Genomic DNA, 20118 nt, shown 5'->3' with positions numbered 1-20118 from the left:
GTATGTCCCAGAAACCCCAGCAGCAACTCTCCGCCTGCCCCGGCTGCGCGGAACCCCTGGAATCGGGCGACCGGTTCTGCGGAGCGTGTGGCTACGACCTGACGTTCGTGCCGGCCTCGCAGCCGGGGGCCGACCGTCCGACGGTGGCGATCGGCACGCCCGTCGCCTGGCCGGACCCCCCGCCCCGGGACCCGTACGCGCTCTCCACCTCGACCCAGCACCCCGGCGACCTGCCGGGCCGGGACTCGGGCGGTCACGACCTGACGGAGGAGACGCCTCCGCACGGGACCCCGGACCGCGGCGCGCCGGTCGCGGCGGCGGAGGCGGCGGCCTCGCCGGCTTCCGCCCCGGCTTCCGCTTCCCCTGCCAGGGACCTGCCGACGATCCCGGTCCGCACGGACGGGCCGCACGCGGCGGCCACCTCGGGCGACGGTCTGGCCGCCCTCGCCGGCGCGGCGCCCGCGCCCCACGCCCCGGCGTCGGCCTCGCCCGCCGCGACTTCCGCTTCGCCCTCCGCTTCCGCTTCCGCCGACGGGGACTTCCCGCTGGCGGCGCCGGACCCGCGGACCGCGGCGCAGCCGCCCGTGCCGCCGATGCCCGCCGCCCCGCCCCTCCCCGCGCAGGCACCCGCGGAGGCGGCCGCGCCGGCTCCGCGGCCGGCCGCCGCGGGCGGGGGCAGGGTGTGCGTGGCGTGCCGGGCCGGGCACGTGGATCCCGACGGGTACTGCGAGAACTGCGGGCACGCCCAGCCGCGCGAGCGCGACCACATGGAGCAGGAGCTGTCGACGGTCGCCGCCGTCAGCGACCGCGGGCTGCGCCACCACCGCAACGAGGACGCCTTCGCCCTCGCCGTCGCCGCCCTGCCCGACGGCTCCCCCGCCACCCTGGCGGTCGTCTGCGACGGCGTCTCCTCGGCGACCCGCCCCGACGAGGCCTCCGCCGCCGCGGCGGAGGCGGCCGGCCGGTCGCTGCTCGCCGCCCTGCCCCGGGGCACCCACCCGCAGCAGGCCATGCACGACGCGATCGTCGCCGCCGCCGAGGCGGTCGACGCGCTGGCCGAGGAGCAGGGCCGGGACGCCATGGAGCACGATCCGCACCGCCACCAGAACGCCCCGGCGTGCACGATCGTCAGCGCGGTCGTCGCCGACGGGCTGCTGATCGTCGGCTGGGTCGGCGACAGCCGGGCCTACTGGGTGCCGGACGACCGCTCCGCCCCGCCGGCCCGGCTCACCCAGGACGACTCCTGGGCCGCGCAGATGGTCGCCGCCGGTCTGATGAACGAGGCCGAGGCGTACGCCGACGAGCGCGCCCACGCCATCACCGGCTGGCTGGGCGCCGACGCGTACGAACTGGAGCCGCACACGGCCGCGTTCAAACCGGACCGCCCCGGGGTGGTCGTGGTCTGCACCGACGGGCTCTGGAACTACGCCGAGGGCGCCGAGGAGATGGCCCGGATCGTGCCGCCGGACGCGGCCGGGCGGCTGCTGCACGGGGCTCAGGTGCTGGTCGGGCACGCGCTCGACGGCGGGGGCCACGACAACGTAACAGTGGCGCTCCTCCCGTTCGACGTCCCGCCGCAAGGGGCAGGATCGGCCTGAGCGGTCCGCCGTTCCCCGACCTCGCGCCCCCGACAGCCTCGTCCCCGTCCACCCGGACCACCCGTCCCGCCGCCCGCCCGCCGTGACCCGACACGACCCGCGCCCCCGCCCGTCGTGGCGACGTCCCGCGCTTCCACGCTGTTGTTCCCGCTGTTGTCGAGGAGCCGAATCAGATGGCGAACTTCTCCAAGTCGACCGTGCCGCAGTTCTCGGTGGACGTGTACCAGAACGAGTTCCTGCCGGAGGGCGGCCGCGAGGTCAGCGCCATCGTCACGGTCACCTCGACCGGTGGCGGCACCAGCGGGAGCGCGCTCATGGACGCCCGCCCCGGCGGCCCCGGGCAGGGGGGCGCGGCCGCCGTGGTGATCATGGTCGACTGTTCGGGCTCGATGGACTATCCCCCGGCCAAGATGCGGGGCGCCCGGGAGGCGACCGCCGCCGCCGTCGACGCCCTGCGCGACGGCACCTCCTTCGCCGTCGTCGCCGGTACGCACGTGGCGAGCGAGGTCTACCCCGGCAACGGCGGGCTCGCCGTCGCCGACGCCGCCACCCGCGCCCAGGCCAAGGAGGCGCTGCGCAGGCTGACCGCCGGCGGGGGCACGGCGATCGGCACCTGGCTGCGGCTCGCGGACCGGCTGCTGGCCTCCGCCGACGTGTCGATCCGGCACGGCATCCTGCTCACCGACGGCCGCAACGAGCACGAGTCGCCGGAGGACCTGCGGGCCGCGCTGGAGGCCTGCGCGGGACGCTTCACCTGCGACGCGCGCGGTGTGGGCACGGACTGGGAGGTCAAGGAGGTCACCGGCATCGCCTCGGCGCTGCTCGGCACGGCCGACATCGTCGCCGACCCCACGGGCCTGGCCGCCGACTTCACCACGATGATGGAGCGGGCCATGGGCAAGGAGGTGGCGGATGTCGCGCTGCGCCTGTGGACGCCGGTCGGGGTCGAGATCACGTACGTGAAGCAGGTGGCGCCGACGGTGGAGGACCTGACCGGCCGGCGCACCGAGGCCGGCCCGCGCGCCGGGGACTATCCCACCGGTTCGTGGGGCGACGAGTCCCGCGACTACCACGTCTGCGTCCGGGTCCCCCAGGCCCAGATCGGGCAGGAGGTGCTCGCCGCCCGCGTCTCGCTGATCGTCCCGGACGAGACGGGCGAGGCCCCGCGCACGCTCTCCCAGGGGCTCGTACGCGCGGTCTGGACGGACGACATGGCCATGTCGACGTCCATCAATCCACAGGTGGCCCACTACACCGGCCAGGCCGAGTTGGCACGGGTCATCCAGCAGGGGCTGGACGCCCGCAAGTCCGGCGACCACGACGGCGCGACCGCGAAGCTGGGCCGGGCCGTGCAGTTGGCGGCGGCGTCCGGCAACGCGGACACTGCGAAACTCCTTTCGAAGGTGGTGGACGTCGTGGACGCGGCGACAGGTACTGTGCGTTTGAAGGCGAAGGTCGCGGAAGCGGACGAGATGACTCTCGAGACGCGCTCCACCAAGACCGTTCGCGTGAAGAAGTAGCCCGCCGGCCAGGGAGCCGGACGACGAGAGGGGGAAGCACCGACATGCCGACCTGCCCGAACGGACACCAGTCGGTCTCCGACGACTGGTGCGAGGTCTGCGGCCATCGCATGGCCGGGGCGGGTGCGCCGGCGGGTGCCGTACCGCCGCCTCCCCCGCCGCCGCCCGCCTACGGCTATCCCGGCCCCTCGGCGCCCGGTGGCCACGGTGGGCCGCCGCCCGCCTCCGGCGGCTTCGGATCCGGGGGCGATCCGAACGCGACCGCCCAGGCAGAGCTCTGCCCGCAGTGCCGTACTCCGCGTGAGCACATGGCGCCGTTCTGCGAGGAGTGCCGCTGGAACTTCCTCACGAACTCGGCGACCTCCTACACGCCGATGGCTCCGCCTTCGCAGCAGCAGAGCCCGCCGCCCGGGATCAGCCTGCCGCAGGGGTTCCAGCAGGGCCCGCCGAGCCGGCAGCCGGATCCGTACGAGTACCAGGGTTCGCGGCCCTCGCAGATGAACCGGCCCGCGGAACCGCTGTCGGCCGACCCGACGCATCACCAGGCGCCTCCGCAGCACCAGCAACAGCCCCCGCACCACCAGCAGCAGCCTCAGCAGCAGGCCCCGCAGGGGTTCCAGCAGGGGCCGCCGCCGTCGTTCCAGCAGGCCCCGCCGCAGGCTCCGCCGGCGCAGGCGCCCGGCCGGGCGGACGACGACTGGATGCTGCCGCCGCCTTCACACGCCCAGGGGCACCAGCAGCCGCCGCAGCAGCACCAGCAGGCCCCGCAACAGCAGTACCAGCAGCAGCCGCCGCAGCAGCAGTACCAGCAACATCAGCAGCCACAGCAACAACAGCAGCCGATGGGTTGGTCGGCGTATGTCGGGCCGGACCGTGAGTACTTCATGGCGATGATGCATCGCAGCGGCCCGGAGGCCTCGGGCCTGAACCTGCCCGCGTACTCGCCCGAGCAGCATCTGCCCCTTCAGGGCAACCAGATCAGCATCGGCCGGCGCCGGCAGTCCACCGGCGAGTCCCCCGACATCGACCTGTCGGTGCCGCCGGAGGACCCGGGCGTCTCGCACCAGCACGCGGTGCTGGTGCAGCAGCCGGACGGCTCGTGGGCGGTGGTGGACCAGAACTCCACCAACGGCACCACGATCAACGGCGCCGAGGAACCGATCCAGCCCTACGTGCCCGTCCCGCTGCAGGACGGCGACCGGGTGCACGTCGGCGCCTGGACGACGATCACCATCCGGCGCGGCTAGGTCGTCGTCCGGAGGTCATCGAGGCTCGCCGGGCAGTGGCCAGGCGTACGGCCCTGCGGGGTCGTCCAGCCAGGCCCACTGCCGGCCCTCGCTGACTGTCACCCCGAAGCGCTCCCGCTCAGGCCGCCCCTCGCGCTGCCAGAGCGAGAGCGCTTCGCGCGTGTCCAGGCTCTCCTCGGCCAGCGTGAACAGGAAGCGGAACCGGTCGTCCTCGTACGCCTGGCGCGGCAGCCCCGTCGGCCGTGCGGGCGGGAAGCGGGCGTTGCCGCCGCGCAGGGCGACGAAGTACGCGGGGGTGGCGAGGAACCGTCCTTCGGCGTGGGCGCCGTCCCGCACCCGCAGCAGCGCCAGGCCCGTGGACAGCGGTGTCAGGACGAGGGCTCCGGGGCGGCACTGGGTGAGCCAGGCGTACGGGACCGAGGGCAGGGTGCAGGTGGCGACGACCCGGTCGAAGGGGGCGCGCTCGGGGCAGCCGCGCGCGCCGTCGCCGGTGATCACGGCCGGTCCGTACCCGGCGGCGGCGAGATGGGTGCGGGCGGACTCGGTGATCTCCTCGTCCAGGTCGACGGTGGTGACGTGCCCGTCGCCGAGGCGGTGGCAGAGCAGGGCGGCGTTGTAGCCGGTGCCCGCGCCGATCTCCAGGACGTCGTGCCCGTCCCGTACCTCCAGCGCCTCCAGCATCTGCGCCATGAGGGAGGGCTGGCTGGAGGAGGAGACCAGCTCCCCGTCGCGTACGCGGGTGGCCAGCGGCTCGTCCCGGTACGCGCCGCGCAGCCAGCGGTCGCGGCGCCCGGGGTCGGGGTGGCCGGACCAGAGGCGGTCGTAGCCGGCGGCTCCTGCGACGTAGTAGAAGGGGACGAAGAGATGGCGCGGCACGGCGGAGAAGGCGGCGCGCCAGGCAGGGTCGCGGAGCACGCCGTACGCCTCGATCTCCCGCACGAGGGCCCGGCGCGCCCTCGCGCCGTCCTCGGCGAAGACATCCCGCTGCGCTCCCATGCCTCCACTCTCCTGCGCGGCGCGCGTGCGCGCAGGCTTCGCGAGCCCGGGGTGATTCGAACGGAAGGACCTAGACCTCCGGTCCTCGGCCGGGGCATCTGAGACGATGGAACGGTGAACGAGATTCCGCGCGGCACGCTTCAGGAGCAGACCTTCTACGAGCAGGTGGGTGGCGAGGAGACCTTCCGGCGCCTCGTCCGCCGCTTCTACGAGGGCGTCGCGGGGGACCCGCTGCTGCGCCCGATGTACCCCGAGGAGGATCTCGGCCCGGCGGAGGAGCGGCTCGTCCTCTTCCTGATCCAGTACTGGGGCGGCCCCCGCACCTACAGCGACAACCGCGGCCACCCCCGGCTGCGGATGCGCCACGCTCCGTTCACGGTCGACAGGGCGGCCCACGACGCCTGGCTGACGCACATGCGCGCGGCGGTGGACGAGCTGTCCCTGGCTCCCGAGCACGAGCACCAGCTGTGGAACTACCTCACCTACGCGGCCGCGTCGATGGTGAACACCGCCGAGTGAGCGCGGGGGCGCGGGGTCGGGGTCGTGCATTCCGGAGCGCGCGCTCCGGATAACGGTCACGATCCAGTCAAGGTCCCGGTGCAAGCGGTTTCCAGCCCCCGTGCACTCTGAAAGCATCCGAAGGCATTCGACGAACGTTCGATGCGTGCGGGGCTTCAGGGGGATGGGTGACGGGGTTCGTACTTCTGCGCGTCAGAGCGCACCGGCTGCTGCTCGCCGCCGCCCTCCTCGCCGTCCTGCTGACGACGTCCGTCCTCGCCTCGCTCGCCGCCTTCTCCGGCTCCGTCGGCGACGCCGCCCTCCAGGGCACCCTGCGGGGCCGCTCCGCCCCCGCCGCCGCTCTGGTCGTCACGGCCCAGGTCCCGCCCGCCCAGCGGGCGAGCGCGGACGCGGCGGCCCGGGACGCGGCCCGGCGGACCTTCGACGACCTGCCGGTGAGCGTACGGAAGCTGGAACGGTCCGGGCCGTACGCCCTGCCCCGGAGCCTCCAGGACCCCGCGCGGCGCCTCGGCGAACCGGACCTCACCCATGTCGCCGCGCTGGACCGCTCGCGCCTCGCCCTCGTCGAGGGCGCCTGGCCGACCGCCGGCCCCGGAGCGGCGGGCGAGGGCGGCCGCGGGGCGGCCGGCGCCGTCACGATCGAGGTCGCGCTGCCCGAGGAGGCGGCCCGGCGGCTGCGGACCGGCCCCGGGACGGTCCTCGACCTCGCCGACCGGCTCGGCGGGAAGCCGGTGCGGGCCCGTGTCACCGGGATCTACCGCCCCCGCGACCTCACCGACCTGTACTGGCAGCTCGACCCGGCCGGCGGCCGCGGGGTCAGGACCGTCGTCTTCACCACGTACGGTCCGCTGCTCGCCGACCCCGCCGTCCTCGGCTCCGGCCGGCTCACTTCGGGCGAGACCCGCTGGCTGGCCACCGCCGACTTCACCGGGATCACCACCGGCCGGATGGACGCGCTGAGCGCCTCGGCCACCGCCGTGCCCCCGGCGGTCGCCGCCGACACCGCCCGGTTCGGCGGGACCGTCAGCGCGCGCACCTCGCTGCCGACCGTCCTCGCGCAGACCGACCGGGCGCTGGTCGTCTCCCGTTCCACGCTGCTGATCGTCGCCGTGCAGCTGGTCCTGCTGGCCGCCTACACCCTGCTGCTCGTGGCCCGGCTGCTCAGCTCCGAGCGCTCCGGTGAGACGGAGCTGCTGCGGGCGCGGGGCGGTTCCCGCCGCCGGATCGCCGGTCTCGCCGCCGTCGAGGCGCTGCTGCTCGCCCTGCCCGCGGCCGTGATCGCACCGCTGCTCGCCGGTCCGCTGACCCGGCTGCTCGCCGAGCGGTCCGCGCTCGGTTCGCTCGGGGTCCGGCTGGACAACGCGCCGGCCGGGCAGGTGTGGCTGGTCGCCGCGCTCGTCGCCGTGTGCTGCGCGGCCGCCGTCGTGGCGCCCGCGCTGGCCGCGCGGGACGGCGGGGTCGTCTCCCTGCGGAGGGGGCGCGCGGCGGCCCTGCCCGCGCCCGTGCGGGCCGGGGCCGACATCGGGCTCCTCGTCGTCGCGGCCGTCGCGTACTGGCAGCTCGACCGGCAGACCGGCGCGGGCGGTCCGAACGGGGCGGCCGGGTCCACGGCCGACGCGGGGTGGGCGGACCCCATGCTCGTCGCCGCGCCCGCCCTCGCCCTGCTCGCCGGCACCGTCCTGACGCTGCGGCTGCTGCCGCCCGCCGCCCGGCTCGCGGAGCGCCGCGCGGCGGGCGGGCGCGGACTGCCGGCGGCCCTGGCGGGCTGGCAGTTCAGCCGCCGTCCGCTGCGGGGCGCGGGCCCGGTGCTGCTCCTCGTCCTGGCGGTCGCCATGGGCATGCTCGCGATCGGGCAGAGCGCCTCCTGGGACCGCTCGCAGCAGGACCAGGCCGACTTCCGTACGGGGACGTCCGTGCGGGTCCTCACGCACGGCTCCGCCGACCCGGCCGGGGCGCGCCGCTACACCTCGCTGCCCGGCGTCCGCTCGGCGGCGCCCGCCCACCGCGCGACGACGGACTTCGCCGACAACCGCACCGCGACCGTCCTCGCCCTGGACACCCGGAGCGCCGCCGGGGGCGCCCTCTTCCGCTCCGACCTCGCCGACCGCCCGGCCTCGTCCCTGCTGACCTCCCTGGCCCCGAGGGCCGGTGCCCGGCCGGGGCTGCCCGGCACGCTGCCCGGGGTGGCGACCGACGCGTTCCTCGCGGCGGCCGGGGCGAAGAAGGGCGACCGCGTCGAGGTCTCCGTCGGCGGCGCGACGCTGAAGGTCACCCTCGTCGACACCGTCCGGCAGCTGCCGACCACCGGCGTGGGCGCCCAGGCGGTCTCCGCGACCGAGCCCGCCGCCACCCCCGACGACGGCGGGGCGCTGCTCGTCGATCTGCACGCGGCCCAGCAGTACCTCGCCGCCGCCGACCCCGCCGCGGCGGCGGCCCTCGCGCCCACCGAGTGGTGGCTGACCACCGCGCCGGGCCGCACCAGCGACGTCACCGAGGCGCTGCGCGCCCGGCCCGACGCCGACCCGGCCCAGGTCCTCGTACGGGACGAGGCGGTGGCCGAGCTGCTCGGCGACCCTCTCGGCGCGGGGCCCAACTCCGCGCTGATGGCGGTGGCGGGCGCGGCGGCCGCGCTCGCCGCGGTCGGCTTCGCGGTCAGCGCGGCCGGCTCGACGCGCGAACGGTCGGCGGAGTTCGCGGTGTTGCGGGCGCTCGGCGCCCCGCGCCGCCAACTGGCCCGGCTGATCGCCGCCGAACAGGGCCTGCTCGTCGGCATCGGCCTGCTGGTGGGCGTGGCCCTCGGCACGGTCCTGACCCGGGCCGTGGTCCCCCTGGTCGTCCTGACCGGCCAGGCGACGCAGCCCGTCCCCCGGGTCCTGGTCCAGCTTCCGCCCGGGCATGTGGCCCTGCTCCTCGCCGGGGTCGCCCTGCTCCCGCTGCTGATCGTCACCGCGATCGCCCTGCGCCGCACCGACCCGGCGGTCAGCCTGCGCCACCAGGGAGACCACTGATGCCCCGCCCCACCCCCCTCAGGAAGGCGACCGCCCCCATGTCCCGCAAGCCCGTCGCCGCCGTGGCGCCCTGGGTGCGGACCCGGCTGCGGACCGCGCCCGGGGCGGCCTGCGCCTTCGCCCTGCTCGTCCTGGTCACCGCCTTCCTCGCGGCCGCGCTGCCCCGGGCCGTCGAGCGGTACGAGACGGAAGGACTGCGCCACGACATCGGCGCCGCCGCCCCCCGCGACACCGTCCTCGACATCACCAGTGCCCCGCCGTCCTCCGATCTGACGCCCGAGGCCCGCGCCGCCGAGGTGGGCCCCGCCGTCATGGCGCGGAAACGGGCCGCGCTGGAGCGGCTGCTGCCGCCGCCGCTGCGGCTCGACCCGGCCGAGTCGGTGCATGGGGTGCGGACCACCAAGAGGCTCACCGGGCTCGACCCCTGGCTGCCGCGGCCGTCCGGCCTGCCGCCCGAGTTCGTTCTGGCCACCCCGTCGGGGCTCGCCGACCGGGTGACCGTACGGGAGGGGCGGCTGCCGTCGGCGGCGGATCCGGCCACCGGCAGCGAGGCCGCCGTGACCGCGGCGACGGCGAAGTCGCTGCGCCTGAAGGTCGGTTCGGTGATCCACGTACCGGCCCTCTTCTCCGACACGCCGCTCGCCCTGACCGTCACCGGCATCGTGGAACCGCTGCGTCCCGAGGGCGGCTACTGGTCCGTCGAGCCCCTCCTGCGCACCCCCGCCCACGCCGTGAAGCCCGGCGGGGTGGAGGCCAAGTTCTACTGGCAGGCCGCGCTGCTGCTGCCGCCCGCCGCCGGGCCCGTCCTCCTGGCGAGCCCCGGCGACCCGGAGCCGTACTGGCGGCTGGCCCCCTCCGCCGGGCACCTCCACGCGCGGGACGAGCCCCGGCTGAGCGAGGCGCTCGCCTCGCTCTCCAGCGGCCCGGACCTGGTGCGGGTGCGTGAGGAGGCGATCGGCCCGACCGGCGCGGTCGCGACCGGACTCGACGACCTCGTCGGCTCCTACCGTGGGATGCGTGAGGCCATCGCGCCCGTCGTCGCCGTCGCCGCCTTCGGCATCGGCGCCGTCGCGGCCGTCGTCATCGCCCTGACCGGCGGGCTGTTCGCGGCCCGGCGCACCACCGAACTGGGCCTGCTGCGTTCCCGCGGCGCCTCGCTGACCGGCATCGGGGGCCGGCTGCTCGGCGAGACGAGCGTCCTCGCGCTGCCCGCCGCCGGGCTCGGCCTGCTGTCGGCGACACTCGTCCTCCCCGGGGCCCGGCCGCTGCCCTCCCTCGCCGCCGCGGGCGCCGTCGCGCTGCTCGCCTGCCTGGCCCTGCCGCTGCGCGCGGTGTTCGCGCACCGCAGGCCGCTCACGCACGGCGGGCGCGAGGACCTGGTCGACGCCCGGCCCTCCCGGGGCCGTACGGTCGCCGAGCTCACCCTCCTCGTCCTCGCCGTCGCCGCCGTCGCCGCGCTGCGCCGGCGCGGCACGGACGACGCCGGCGACCATCTGGTGAGCGCGGCCCCGGTCCTCGTGGCCCTGATCGCCGCCCTGGTCCTGGTCCGGCTCCACCCCCTGCCGCTGCGGTGGGCGGCCCGCCCCGCGCGCAGGCTGCGCGGCGCCGTCGGCTTCCTGTCGCTCGCCCGGGCCGGGCGTTCCTCGGCGACCGGCGCGCTGCCGCTCCTCGCGCTGCTGGTGGCGCTGACGACGGCGGCGTTCGGCGGCTCGGTACTCGCCGGGGTCGCGGACGCCCGCGACCGGGCGGCGCTCCTGGAGACGGGCGCCGACGCGCGGGTGGCGGGCCCGGTGGAGGCGGCGCCGGTACCGGCCGGGCTCGCGCGGAAGGTGCGCGGAGTGCCGGGGGTGCGGGACGTGGCCCCGGTCCAGGTCGAGTACGGGGTGGCGCTGCCGGCCGGGACGGGGCGCTCGCCGCAGACGCTCAGCACGCCGATGGTCGGGGTCGAGCCGGGTTCGTACACCCGGCTGGCCCGTCAGACCGGCTTCGGCCCCTTCCCCGCCGACCTGCTGAGGTCTACCGGCACGGGCGGCCGGGTCGACCACGAGCGGGTGCTGCCGGCGGTCGCCTCCCCCGCGGTGGCGGAGCGGCTCGGCACGCAGCCCCGGGACCTGGTGACGGCGGCGGGCGAGTTCAAGGTGCGGGTCGTGGCCGTACGGGCCACCACGCCGGCCCTGACCGGCGCCGACTTCCTGCTGGTGAACGCCGCCGACCTGACCCGCCGGGCGGACACGGCGCTGCTGGTCACGGGCGCGTCGGTGGACGGCGCGGCGCTGCGCGCGACGGTCGCCGCCGAGCCGGGCGGGCTCGACCTGCGGCTGCGGGCGGAGCGCCGCGGCGCGTACGTGGACTCGCCGATGCAGTCGGGCGCGGAGCGGATCTATCTCGCCGCGATCGGCGCGGGCGCCGGCTACGCCGTCCTCGCCGTCCTCCTGTCGCTGCTCCAGTCCTCGCCGGAACGGGCCGCGCTGCTCGCCCGGCTGCGGACGATGGGTCTGACCCGGCGGCAGGGCCGCCGGCTCCTCGGGCTCGAAGCGCTGCCGCAGGCGCTGCTCGCGGCGGTCGGCGGCATCCTCGTCGGCTGGGCGACGATCCTGCTGCTCGCGCCGGGCGTGGATCTCGTACGGCTGGCCCTGGCGGCGACTCCCGGGCTCGTCACGCTCGACAGCGCCCCGCTGCGGGCCGATCCGTGGTCGCTGGCCCTGCCGGCGGCGGGTGTGGTGCTGCTGGCGGGGGCGGCGGCGACGGTGCAGGCCTGGTGGTCCGCGCGGCGCGGCTCGATCAAGGAACTCAGGGCAGGAGACGCACGATGACGACGACCACCCACACCGGCGGCGCCGCGACCGGCACCACGCTCGCGGAGCTGGAGCGGCGGGCCGCCGCGCGGCGCGACCGGCCTTCGTACGGCCATGACGCGCTGATCGCGTGCGACCGGCTGGTACGGATCTTCACCACCGACGGGGTGGAGGTGCAGGCGCTGCAGGGTCTCGATCTGCTGGTGCGGGAGGGCGAGTTGATGGCCCTGGTCGGGGCGTCGGGTTCCGGCAAGTCGACACTGATGAACATCCTCGCGGGGCTGGACGTACCGACGGCGGGCGCGGCGAAGGTCGCGGGCCGCGATCTGCTGGCGATGGACGCGAAGGCGCGGCTCCGCTACCGCCGCGACGTGGTCGGCTTCGTCTGGCAGCAGACGGCCCGGAACCTCCTCCCGTATCTGACGGCCGCACAGAACGTGGCGCTGCCGATGCAGTTGCGGGGCGGCGGGGGCCGGGCCCGGCGGAAGGGCGAGCGGGCGGAGGAGCTGCTCGCGATGCTGGACGTCGCGGACTGCCGCGACCGGCAGCCGCACCGGATGTCCGGCGGTCAGCAGCAGCGGGTGGCGATCGCGGTGGCGCTGGCCAACTCCCCGGCGGTACTGCTCGCGGACGAGCCGACGGGCGAGCTGGACTCGGCGACGGGCGAACAGGTCTTCGCGGCCTTCCGCCGCGCCAACGAGGAGCTGGGCACGACGATCGTGATCGTCACCCACGACCAGGCGGTCGCCTCGGAGGTCCGCCGCACGGTCGCCATCCGCGACGGCCGCACCTCCTCGGAGGTCCTGCGCCGTACGGAGGTCGACGCGGAGGGGCAGGAGTCGGTGGTGGCGCGGGAGTACGCGATGCTCGACCGGGCGGGGCGGCTGCAGCTCCCGGCGGAGTACACGGAGACGCTGGGCATGGAACACCGCGTGATGCTGGAGCTGGAACAGGACCACATCGGAGTCTGGCCGGACGACGCGGACCGCTGAGAAGGGGGCGGGGGGCCGGTGGGGGGCTCTGGGACCCCCGCGACCCCCGGGCCCCCTGGGCCCCTTGCCGCCCCTGGGACTCTTCCGGCGGAGGTCAGTGCCGGGACGCGCGGTGGGATGGCGAGCCGTGGCGGGACGTGGGCACGGCGGGGGCGACCGGTAGGGAGGAGGGGGCGGTGCGGAGGGCGATCGAGCCGTACGGCGTGCGCAGCCGCAGCCACGGGCCCGCGGCCAGCAGCGCCACCGGCACCTCGTGAGGGGGCAGGAACCCGAGAGACTGGGCCGCGTGCACGGCCCGTAGGGGAAGCCCCGTGTCGGCGACCGTCCGCGACCAGATCTCGCGGCCGATACGGTCCCGCTCGGACCGTGTCCGGCGCTCCTCGGGCAACTCCTCGTCCCGCGCCCGGAATTCGGCGACCGCCGCCGCCACCGCGCCGCGCAGGTCGGCGACTCCCGGCACTCCGACGACCGGCTCCCAGCCGCCGCGCGGCGGCAGCACCCCTGCCCAGGGCGGCCCGGTGACGGTGTCGGGGACGACGGCCTTGCCCGCCGCCTCCTCGATGCCTTCGAGGAGTTCACCGGCGGAGACGGTGACGTCGAGATCCACCGCGTCGACCAGCCGCGCCGTCCGGATGGCGAGCACCTCGAACGACGGCGGCCGCCCGAACACCGCGAGCGCCCCGCCGCCGGCCTGGAGGCGGACGGCGGCGGCACGGTCGTAGTGGATCAGCCGGGCCAGGAAGGCGGCGAGGTCCGCCGCCTCCCGGGCGTCGGCGAAGTGCAGCGGCGCGATCATGCGGCGGCCGTCATCCCGTCGTCGACGTACTCCTGGAGGAAGGACCGCTCCTCGGCGGAGATGCGGCGCGGACGCTGCGCCTCCAGGTCGAACGGCACGACGACGGTCGAGGCCCGTACGTACACGACGTCCGGGTCCTTGATCTCGTACGCGATCGTCAGCGACGCCGCGCCGATCTTCGTGACCCAGGACTCGATGGTGACCGGCTTGTGCCGGTGCACCAGCGGCCGGACGTAGTCGATCTCGTGCCGGGCCACGACGGACCCGCCGGAGAACGACGGCGAGCCGTCCCCCGGCGCCAGACGGAACATGAAGTCGATCCGCGCCTCCTCCAGATAACGGAGGAAGACGACGTTGTTGACGTGCCCGAAGGCGTCCATGTCCGACCAACGCAGGGGACAGCTGTAGATATGGCGCACGGTCAGCCTCGGGTCAGCTTCTTGTACGTGGCGCGGTGCGGACGGGCCGCGTCGGCGCCCAGGCGCTCGATCTTGTTCTTCTCGTAGGACTCGAAGTTGCCCTCGAACCAGTACCACTTCGACTCGCCCTCGTACGCGAGGATGTGCGTCGCGACCCGGTCCAGGAACCAGCGGTCGTGGGAGACGACCACAGCCGCGCCCGGGAACTCAAGCAGCGCGTTCTCCAGCGAGGAGAGGGTCTCGACGTCGAGGTCGTTGGTGGGCTCGTCGAGGAGCAGCAGGTTGCCGCCCTGCTTGAGGGTGAGCGCGAGGTTGAGGCGGTTGCGCTCACCGCCGGACAGGACACCGGCCGGCTTCTGCTGGTCCGGGCCCTTGAAGCCGAACGCGGAGACGTAGGCGCGGGACGGCATCTCGACCTGGCCGACGTTGATGTAGTCCAGCTCGTCGGAGACGACGGCCCACAGCGTCTTCTTGGGGTCGATGTTGGCGCGGCTCTGGTCGACGTACGAGATCTTGACGGTCTCGCCGACCTTGATGTCGCCGGAGTCCGGGGCCTCCAGGCCCTGGATCATCTTGAACAGCGTGGTCTTGCCGGCGCCGTTCGGGCCGATGATGCCGACGATGCCGTTACGGGGCAGCGTGAAGGAGAGGTCGTCGATGAGGACCTTGTCGCCGAAGGCCTTCGAGAGGTTGTTGACCTCGACGACGATGGAGCCCAGGCGCGGGCCCGGCGGGATCTGGATCTCCTCGAAGTCCAGCTTCCGCATCTTGTCGGCCTCGGCGGCCATCTCCTCGTAGCGAGCGAGACGGGCCTTGGACTTGGCCTGACGCCCCTTGGCGTTCGACCGCACCCACTCGAGCTCTTCCTTGAGGCGCTTGGCGCGCTTGGCGTCCTTCTGGCCCTCGACCTTGAGGCGGGTCGCCTTGTTCTCCAGGTAGGTGGAGTAGTTGCCCTCGTAGGGGTGGGCGCGACCGCGGTCGAGCTCGAGGATCCACTCGGCGACGTTGTCGAGGAAGTACCGGTCGTGGGTGACGGCGACGACGGTGCCGGGGTACTTCGCGAGGTGCTGCTCCAGCCACTGCACGGACTCGGCGTCCAGGTGGTTGGTGGGCTCGTCGAGGAGCAGCAGGTCGGGGGCCTCGAGCAGCAGCTTGCAGAGCGCGACGCGGCGCTTCTCGCCACCGGAGAGGTTGGTGACCGCCCAGTCGCCGGGCGGGCAGCCCAGCGCGTCCATGGCCTGCTCCAGCTGCGCGTCGAGGTCCCAGGCGTTGGCGTGGTCCAGGTCCTCCTGGAGCTTGCCCATCTCCTCCATCAGCGCGTCGGAGTAGTCGGTCGCCATGAGCTCGGCGACCTCGTTGAAGCGGTGAAGCTTCCCCATGATCTCCGCGGCGCCGTCCTGGACGTTCTGGAGAACGGTCTTGGACTCGTCGAGCGGGGGCTCCTGGAGGAGCATGCCGACGGTGTAGCCGGGCGACAGGAAGGCGTCACCGTTGGACGGCTGCTCAAGACCGGCCATGATCTTGAGGACGGTGGACTTACCGGCACCGTTCGGGCCGACCACACCGATCTTCGCACCGGGCAGGAAGCTCAGCGTCACGTCATCGAGGATGACCTTGTCGCCGTGCGCCTTGCGCGTCTTGCGCATCGTGTAGATGTACTCAGCCAAGAGAAACCGTCCGGCAAAGAGTGAGTGGGCAGATACACCCCATCTTGCCTGACCGCCACCCCCGAATGAAAACGAGTAGGTCTCCGGGGGCCGGGCGGGGGCCGGGGCGCGGGCGGGCGCGGGGACCGGGGGCGGGCCGCGGGGCGGGGGAACGGGGACGGCCCCGGTGCGCGCGGGGCGCGTCCGGGGCCGTCGGTGACGAAGGGTCGACCCTCGTCACTCACCGTTCATGGTGACCGTTCATCGTGGGACCGTTGCCTACTGGCCGACCGTCTTCTTCTTGCGGAGGAAGAAGACCGCGCCGCCGCCGAGGACCACGAGGAGCGCGGCGATGCCGGCGATCATCGGGGTGGCGTTGGAGCTGCCGGTCTCGGCGAGGTCACCCGAGCCGCCGGTGGAACCGCCGGTGGTGCCCGCCGGGGTGCTCGGCGAGGGCTCGGTCGACGGGGTCTCCGACGGGGCCGGGCCCGGGGTGGCCGTCTTGCAGTCGAAGACGCCCTTGAAGTTCTTCTCGAAGCCGTTCGGGCCGGTGATCGTGAAGTCGTACGCCTGGTCCTCGGCGAGCGGGATCGTCACGGTCTCGGACTTGCCGCCGGGGATCGTGACCTTCTTGCCCTTGAGCTCGAAGGTGAAGTCCTCGTCGCCCTCGTTGGAGGCCGTGACCTCGAGGCCGCCCTTGGCGCAGTTCTTCACCGCGGAGACGGCCGGGATCGCGCCCTTCTTGGCCCAGGTCGCGGTCGCCTTGGCGCTGACCGTGGAGGTGCTGGTGCCGGCCAGGATCAGGGTCTGGCTCTTGACCTTCGTGGAGACGAAGGCGCGGCCGATCGGGATGTTCGTGTCGGCCTGGACGGTCAGCTCGGCGGCGCCGTCGGCGGTGCCGGCCGGGACGTCGAAGAAGACCTGGCCGCCGTTGGCGACGCTGGTGACGACCTTGCCGTCCTTGTCGACCAGCTTGACGCCCGCGGGGGCGCCCGGCACGAGCGAGACGGCGGCCGAGGCGGCGTTGGTGCTCACCGTGATCGGGCCGAGGCGCTCGCCGGTCTTGCCGGCGACGGAGGACGGGGAGAGGCTGAGGGAGGCCTTCGGCTCCTCGAGGTCCTGCGCGTTCTTCTCGAGGTACTCGGTGAGGGCCTTGGCACTCGCGTCGTTCGGCACCGCGTCGATGTTGTCGGAGAACTGCCAGATCGCGGCCTGGGTGGCGGCGGCGGCGGTCTTCTCGGTGAGGCTCGGGACGCCGGCCTTCTTGGCCAGCTCGGCGAGGTCGTTCTTCTGCGGGTAGGAGTTCTGCAGGATCCAGCGGATCTTGCCCGCGTTCTTGTTGTCGTGGAGCGAGGACTGGTCCCAGCCGACCTCCTTGTACTCCTTGCCCTTGAGGGCGTTGGTGTGGAAGTCGATGCAGTACGTCTGCAGCGCCCCACCGGGCGTGACGTCCATCTCGAACAGACCGGCGGAGACCTCACCCTTGCCCGGGACGGTCACCGTGTCGAAGACGGCCAAGCTGCCGAGCGTCGCGGTCGCGCCGCCCGTGCTCTGCGGACCCTCTTCGGCCATCGCCGGACCCGCGACGGCTATAGCACCCGCGGCGACGAGGCCCGAGACCACGGTCGCGGCGGCAAGGCGGGCGGCGCCGCGCCTCAGAACAGAAGACATGTTTTCCCCTCCGGGCGAGCTGCTCCGGCACCGTGTGTCACGACGCGTGGGGGGAGCGCTTCGCCAGCAGATGCACAGACCCAAGTGACTCAAGGCCGGACTCGCGTGCAGACTCAAGTCCCGTATGAGTACCCGCGCATCCTAGGGACGGGGAAGAGCTGGGTGCCCGTTCGTACGGTCTGATAACCATTCCGACTCGGAATCGTTATCACCGAGGTCCGATTCGCGTGGATGCGCAGGTCACAGTGTCGACATATCCCCCACAACTCCTGTTCAGGGCACGGGTTCCAGCACGTGTGTGACCAGTGGGGCGGCTTTCGCGGCGACCGCCGGGGCGACCGGCGAGGGCGCCGGGCCCTCCGTCGGAGGCGTGGGCCGCGCGTCCCACGGGTCACGCGAATCGCCCGGGACACCGTTCTCCTGGCGTTCCGTCAGGCGTGGCTCCCCCTTCACCACGCGCCGGAACGCCGCCGTCCCCCGTGACAGATCGTGACCGACCGCAACCGCGTCGATGTCGACGAACGTCTTGCGCTGACCGTCGCGTTCCTCCTCGCGCACCTTCAAACGGCCGTGCACGACGAGCGGTTCCCCCACCGAGACCGAGGCGGCGAGATTGACGCCCAGCGCCCGCCAGGCGAAGACTGTGTAGAAGCTGGTGTGCCCGTCGGCCCAGGCGCCCCGCTCCCGGTCCCACCGCCGCGCGGTCACCGCGAAGCGGAACCGCGCCACCCCGCCCGTCGCCGTGTCCCGGTACTCCACGCCCGTCGCCACGTTCCCGACCAGCGTCACCGTCGTGTCGTTCATGACTCCGTCCCCCTCCGTACCCTTTCGACCGTGCCCGCCCGGTGCGCGCTCGGCCTGTCACCAGGGTGGTGGGGTGACGGAGAACCCGCCGCGGGCTGTGGACAGAGGGGTGCCTGGGGAGAACGGGCTCACCCGTGCGGGTGAGCCCGTTCTCCTCACGCGGCCTTTCCTACATACGCCGACCCGCACCGCGCTCGCGTGGGCTCAGCGCACCCGGGCGCCGGGCCGGGTCCCTCCCCATCGGGCGCCGCCGAGCCGGGTGACCCGCGTGCCCGAGCGGGTTCCCGACACCGTCACGTACTGCTCGCGCACCTCGCGGTAGCGCATCAGCTCCGCCGAGATCGGGTCGAGTACCCGGGCGCGCCCGCAGGCGGCCGCCGCCTCGCGCAACTTCCGCTCGGCCTCCTGCCCGTACCGCCGCGCCGGCCCCTTCACGGCGGCCGCGCACGCCCACTCCACCAGCGGTCCGCCGACGATGCCGGCGATCATGATCAGGACGGGCGGCAGCAGACCCGGCTCCACCACACCGATGATCTGGCCGACCAGCCACAAGGCACCCGCGAACTGGAGGAGCGTCATCAGGACCTGCGCCAGCACGGCGGCGGGCCACCAGGCGGGCCGGGGCGGGCGTGCCGCCGGGTCGCCGACGCCCGCCGCGAGCTCGTCGAGGGCCTCGGGCAGCCCCTCCGCCCCGCGTGCCGCGGCCTCGCGCACCGCCTGCGCCCAGGGGGCGGGCAGCCCCCGTGAGGCGTCGGCCGCGACGATCCGTACCGCCTGCTCCACCCGCTGGCGGGCCGTCAGCTCGTCCTCGGCCGGGGGCTGGAGGCGCGGGTCGGTGGAGCCGTGGTCGCGGATCCGCTCGTACCAGCGGTAGAGCCGCAGCCAGGGCGTGCCGCAGGCGCGGATGGCGCTGCGGCGCCAGACCCGTTCGGCGGCCTCGCCGGCCGCGACGGCACCGACGGCGACGGCGAGGCGGGCCGAGAAGTCGTCCCGGGCGCGTTCGCCGAGACCGGTGGGCCCGTCGGAGACGTACACCGGCCGCAGCCGGCCCGCCGCGGCGTCGATGTCGGCGGCGAGCCGCCGCGCGGGCGCGGTCCGGTCCTGGACGAACCGGCCGAGCATCTCGCGCAGTTCGCCGACGCCCTCCCCCGTGAGGGCGGAGAGGGCGAGGACGGTGGCGCCGGGTTCGCCGTGTTCCCCGAGGGCCACGCCGTCCTCGTCGAGCAGCCGTCGCAGGTCATCCAGGACGAGGTCGGCGGCGTCGGTGCTCAGCCGGTCGATCTGGTTGAGGACGACGAAGGTGACCTCGGCGTGGCCGGCGAGCGGCCGGAGGTAGCGCTCGTGGAGGGAGGCGTCGGCGTACTTCTCGGGGTCCACGACCCAGATGACGGCGTCGACCAGGCCGAGGACGCGGTCGACCTGGTCGCGGTGGGTGGTGACGGCCGAGTCGTGGTCGGGCAGGTCGATCAGGACGAGCCCCTGGAGTTCCTCGTCGGCGGCTCCGCCCGCGAGGGGGCGGCGGCGCAGCCGGCCGGGGACGGCGAGCCGGTCCAGGAGCCCCGCGGAGCCCTCGGACCAGCTGAGGGCGATCGGCGCGGCGGTGGTGGGACGGCGCAGTCCGGTCTCGGAGACGGGGACGCCGGCGAGGGCGTTGAAGAGGGTGGACTTGCCGCTTCCGGTGGAACCCGCGATGGCGACGACGGTGTGGCGGGCGGAGAGCCGCTGGCGGGCGGCTGCTTCGTCGAGTACGCGTCCGGCCTCGGTGAGCGTGTCGTTCTCAAGGCGCGTACGGGAGAGGCCGACCAGTTCGTGCAGGGCGTCGAGGCGGCGGCGCAGGGAGCCGCCGTACTGCCCGCCCAGGAGGGGGAGTCCGTCCTCGTCTCCGGGGTGTTCTCCGCGTTCTCCGCGTGTGCCTCCGGGGTGCGCTCCGGGGTACTCCCCGGGAAGGACTCCGGGATGCGCTCCGGGGTGCTCTCCGGGGCGCCCCTCGTGCGGGAGCGGGCCGCCGTGCGCCCGTGCGGCCGCCCGTTCGGCGGCTCTGCGGGCGATCAGGCCGTCGTCCCAGCGGTCGTCCCAGCGGTCGTCCACCGTGCTGCTGCTGCTCACC

The 20118-nt window shown here is 74.5% G+C and carries 14 protein-coding genes; 7 read left to right on the top strand and 7 right to left on the bottom strand.

Annotated features, from left to right (window positions below; genetic code table 11):
- Positions 1-2 precede the first annotated feature (2 nt).
- The 3 genes from ACZ6RC_RS01440 to ACZ6RC_RS01430 all read left to right on the top strand — a co-directional run bounded on the left by ACZ6RC_RS01440 (position 3) and on the right by ACZ6RC_RS01430 (position 4365).
- Positions 3-1598, top strand: coding sequence for a PP2C family serine/threonine-protein phosphatase (locus ACZ6RC_RS01440; RefSeq protein ID WP_469578583.1), 1596 nt, complete (start codon positions 3-5; stop codon positions 1596-1598).
- 173 nt (positions 1599-1771) lie between these two features.
- Complete coding sequence (locus ACZ6RC_RS01435) at positions 1772-3118, top strand: vWA domain-containing protein (protein WP_469578581.1); 1347 nt, start codon at positions 1772-1774, stop codon at positions 3116-3118.
- Between the two features lie 44 nt (positions 3119-3162).
- Positions 3163-4365: an FHA domain-containing protein gene (locus ACZ6RC_RS01430; RefSeq protein WP_469578579.1), complete on the top strand. Its 1203-nt coding sequence runs from the start codon at positions 3163-3165 to the stop codon at positions 4363-4365.
- A gap of 15 nt (positions 4366-4380) precedes the next feature.
- Here ACZ6RC_RS01430 and ACZ6RC_RS01425 read toward each other — a convergent pair whose 3' ends face one another.
- Positions 4381-5361 (bottom strand): methyltransferase domain-containing protein, encoded by a 981-nt coding sequence (locus tag ACZ6RC_RS01425; RefSeq protein ID WP_469578577.1) that lies wholly within the window; start codon positions 5359-5361, stop codon positions 4381-4383.
- Between the two features lie 114 nt (positions 5362-5475).
- Here ACZ6RC_RS01425 and ACZ6RC_RS01420 point away from each other — a divergent pair, with 114 nt between their 5' ends.
- From ACZ6RC_RS01420 to ACZ6RC_RS01405, 4 genes are all read left to right on the top strand, one after another.
- The gene (locus ACZ6RC_RS01420) at positions 5476-5880 is read left to right on the top strand and encodes a globin (protein ID WP_453614450.1); all 405 of its coding nucleotides are present in this window, start codon (positions 5476-5478) and stop codon (positions 5878-5880) included.
- Positions 5881-6047: 167 nt separating this feature from the next.
- Positions 6048-8888 carry an FtsX-like permease family protein gene (locus tag ACZ6RC_RS01415; protein ID WP_469578575.1) on the top strand — a complete coding sequence of 947 codons (2841 nt, stop codon included), beginning with the start codon at positions 6048-6050 and terminating at the stop codon, positions 8886-8888.
- Between the two features lie 38 nt (positions 8889-8926).
- The gene (locus ACZ6RC_RS01410) at positions 8927-11701 is read left to right on the top strand and encodes an FtsX-like permease family protein (protein ID WP_469578573.1); all 2775 of its coding nucleotides are present in this window, start codon (positions 8927-8929) and stop codon (positions 11699-11701) included.
- The gene (locus tag ACZ6RC_RS01405) at positions 11698-12675 is read left to right on the top strand and encodes an ABC transporter ATP-binding protein (RefSeq protein ID WP_391142789.1); all 978 of its coding nucleotides are present in this window, start codon (positions 11698-11700) and stop codon (positions 12673-12675) included. The genes ACZ6RC_RS01410 and ACZ6RC_RS01405 overlap by 4 nt, the downstream gene beginning before the upstream one ends.
- A gap of 94 nt (positions 12676-12769) precedes the next feature.
- Here the strand turns inward: ACZ6RC_RS01405 and ACZ6RC_RS01400 are convergent, their stop codons facing one another.
- From ACZ6RC_RS01400 to ACZ6RC_RS01375, 6 genes are all read right to left on the bottom strand, one after another.
- Complete coding sequence (locus tag ACZ6RC_RS01400; protein ID WP_453614443.1) at positions 12770-13471, bottom strand: DUF8010 domain-containing protein; 702 nt, start codon at positions 13469-13471, stop codon at positions 12770-12772.
- On the bottom strand, positions 13468-13890 hold the full coding sequence (locus ACZ6RC_RS01395) for an acyl-CoA thioesterase (protein ID WP_391142796.1): 423 nt from the start codon (positions 13888-13890) through the stop codon (positions 13468-13470). Before ACZ6RC_RS01395 ends, ACZ6RC_RS01400 begins: the two co-directional genes overlap by 4 nt.
- Positions 13891-13892: 2 nt before the next feature.
- Complete coding sequence (gene ettA / locus ACZ6RC_RS01390) at positions 13893-15557, bottom strand: energy-dependent translational throttle protein EttA (RefSeq protein WP_391142799.1); 1665 nt, start codon at positions 15555-15557, stop codon at positions 13893-13895.
- Between the two features lie 258 nt (positions 15558-15815).
- The gene (locus ACZ6RC_RS01385; RefSeq protein WP_469578570.1) at positions 15816-17207 is read right to left on the bottom strand and encodes a Cys-Gln thioester bond-forming surface protein; all 1392 of its coding nucleotides are present in this window, start codon (positions 17205-17207) and stop codon (positions 15816-15818) included.
- 273 nt (positions 17208-17480) lie between these two features.
- The gene (locus ACZ6RC_RS01380; protein ID WP_469578568.1) at positions 17481-18011 is read right to left on the bottom strand and encodes a single-stranded DNA-binding protein; all 531 of its coding nucleotides are present in this window, start codon (positions 18009-18011) and stop codon (positions 17481-17483) included.
- A 204-nt stretch (positions 18012-18215) separates the two neighbouring features.
- Positions 18216-20117 (bottom strand): GTPase, encoded by a 1902-nt coding sequence (locus tag ACZ6RC_RS01375; RefSeq protein WP_469578566.1) that lies wholly within the window; start codon positions 20115-20117, stop codon positions 18216-18218.
- Position 20118: the final 1 nt, after the last annotated feature.

Source organism: Streptomyces sp. NPDC048353 (assembly GCF_055587165.1).
This window is presented reverse-complemented; position numbering and strand designations above follow the sequence as displayed.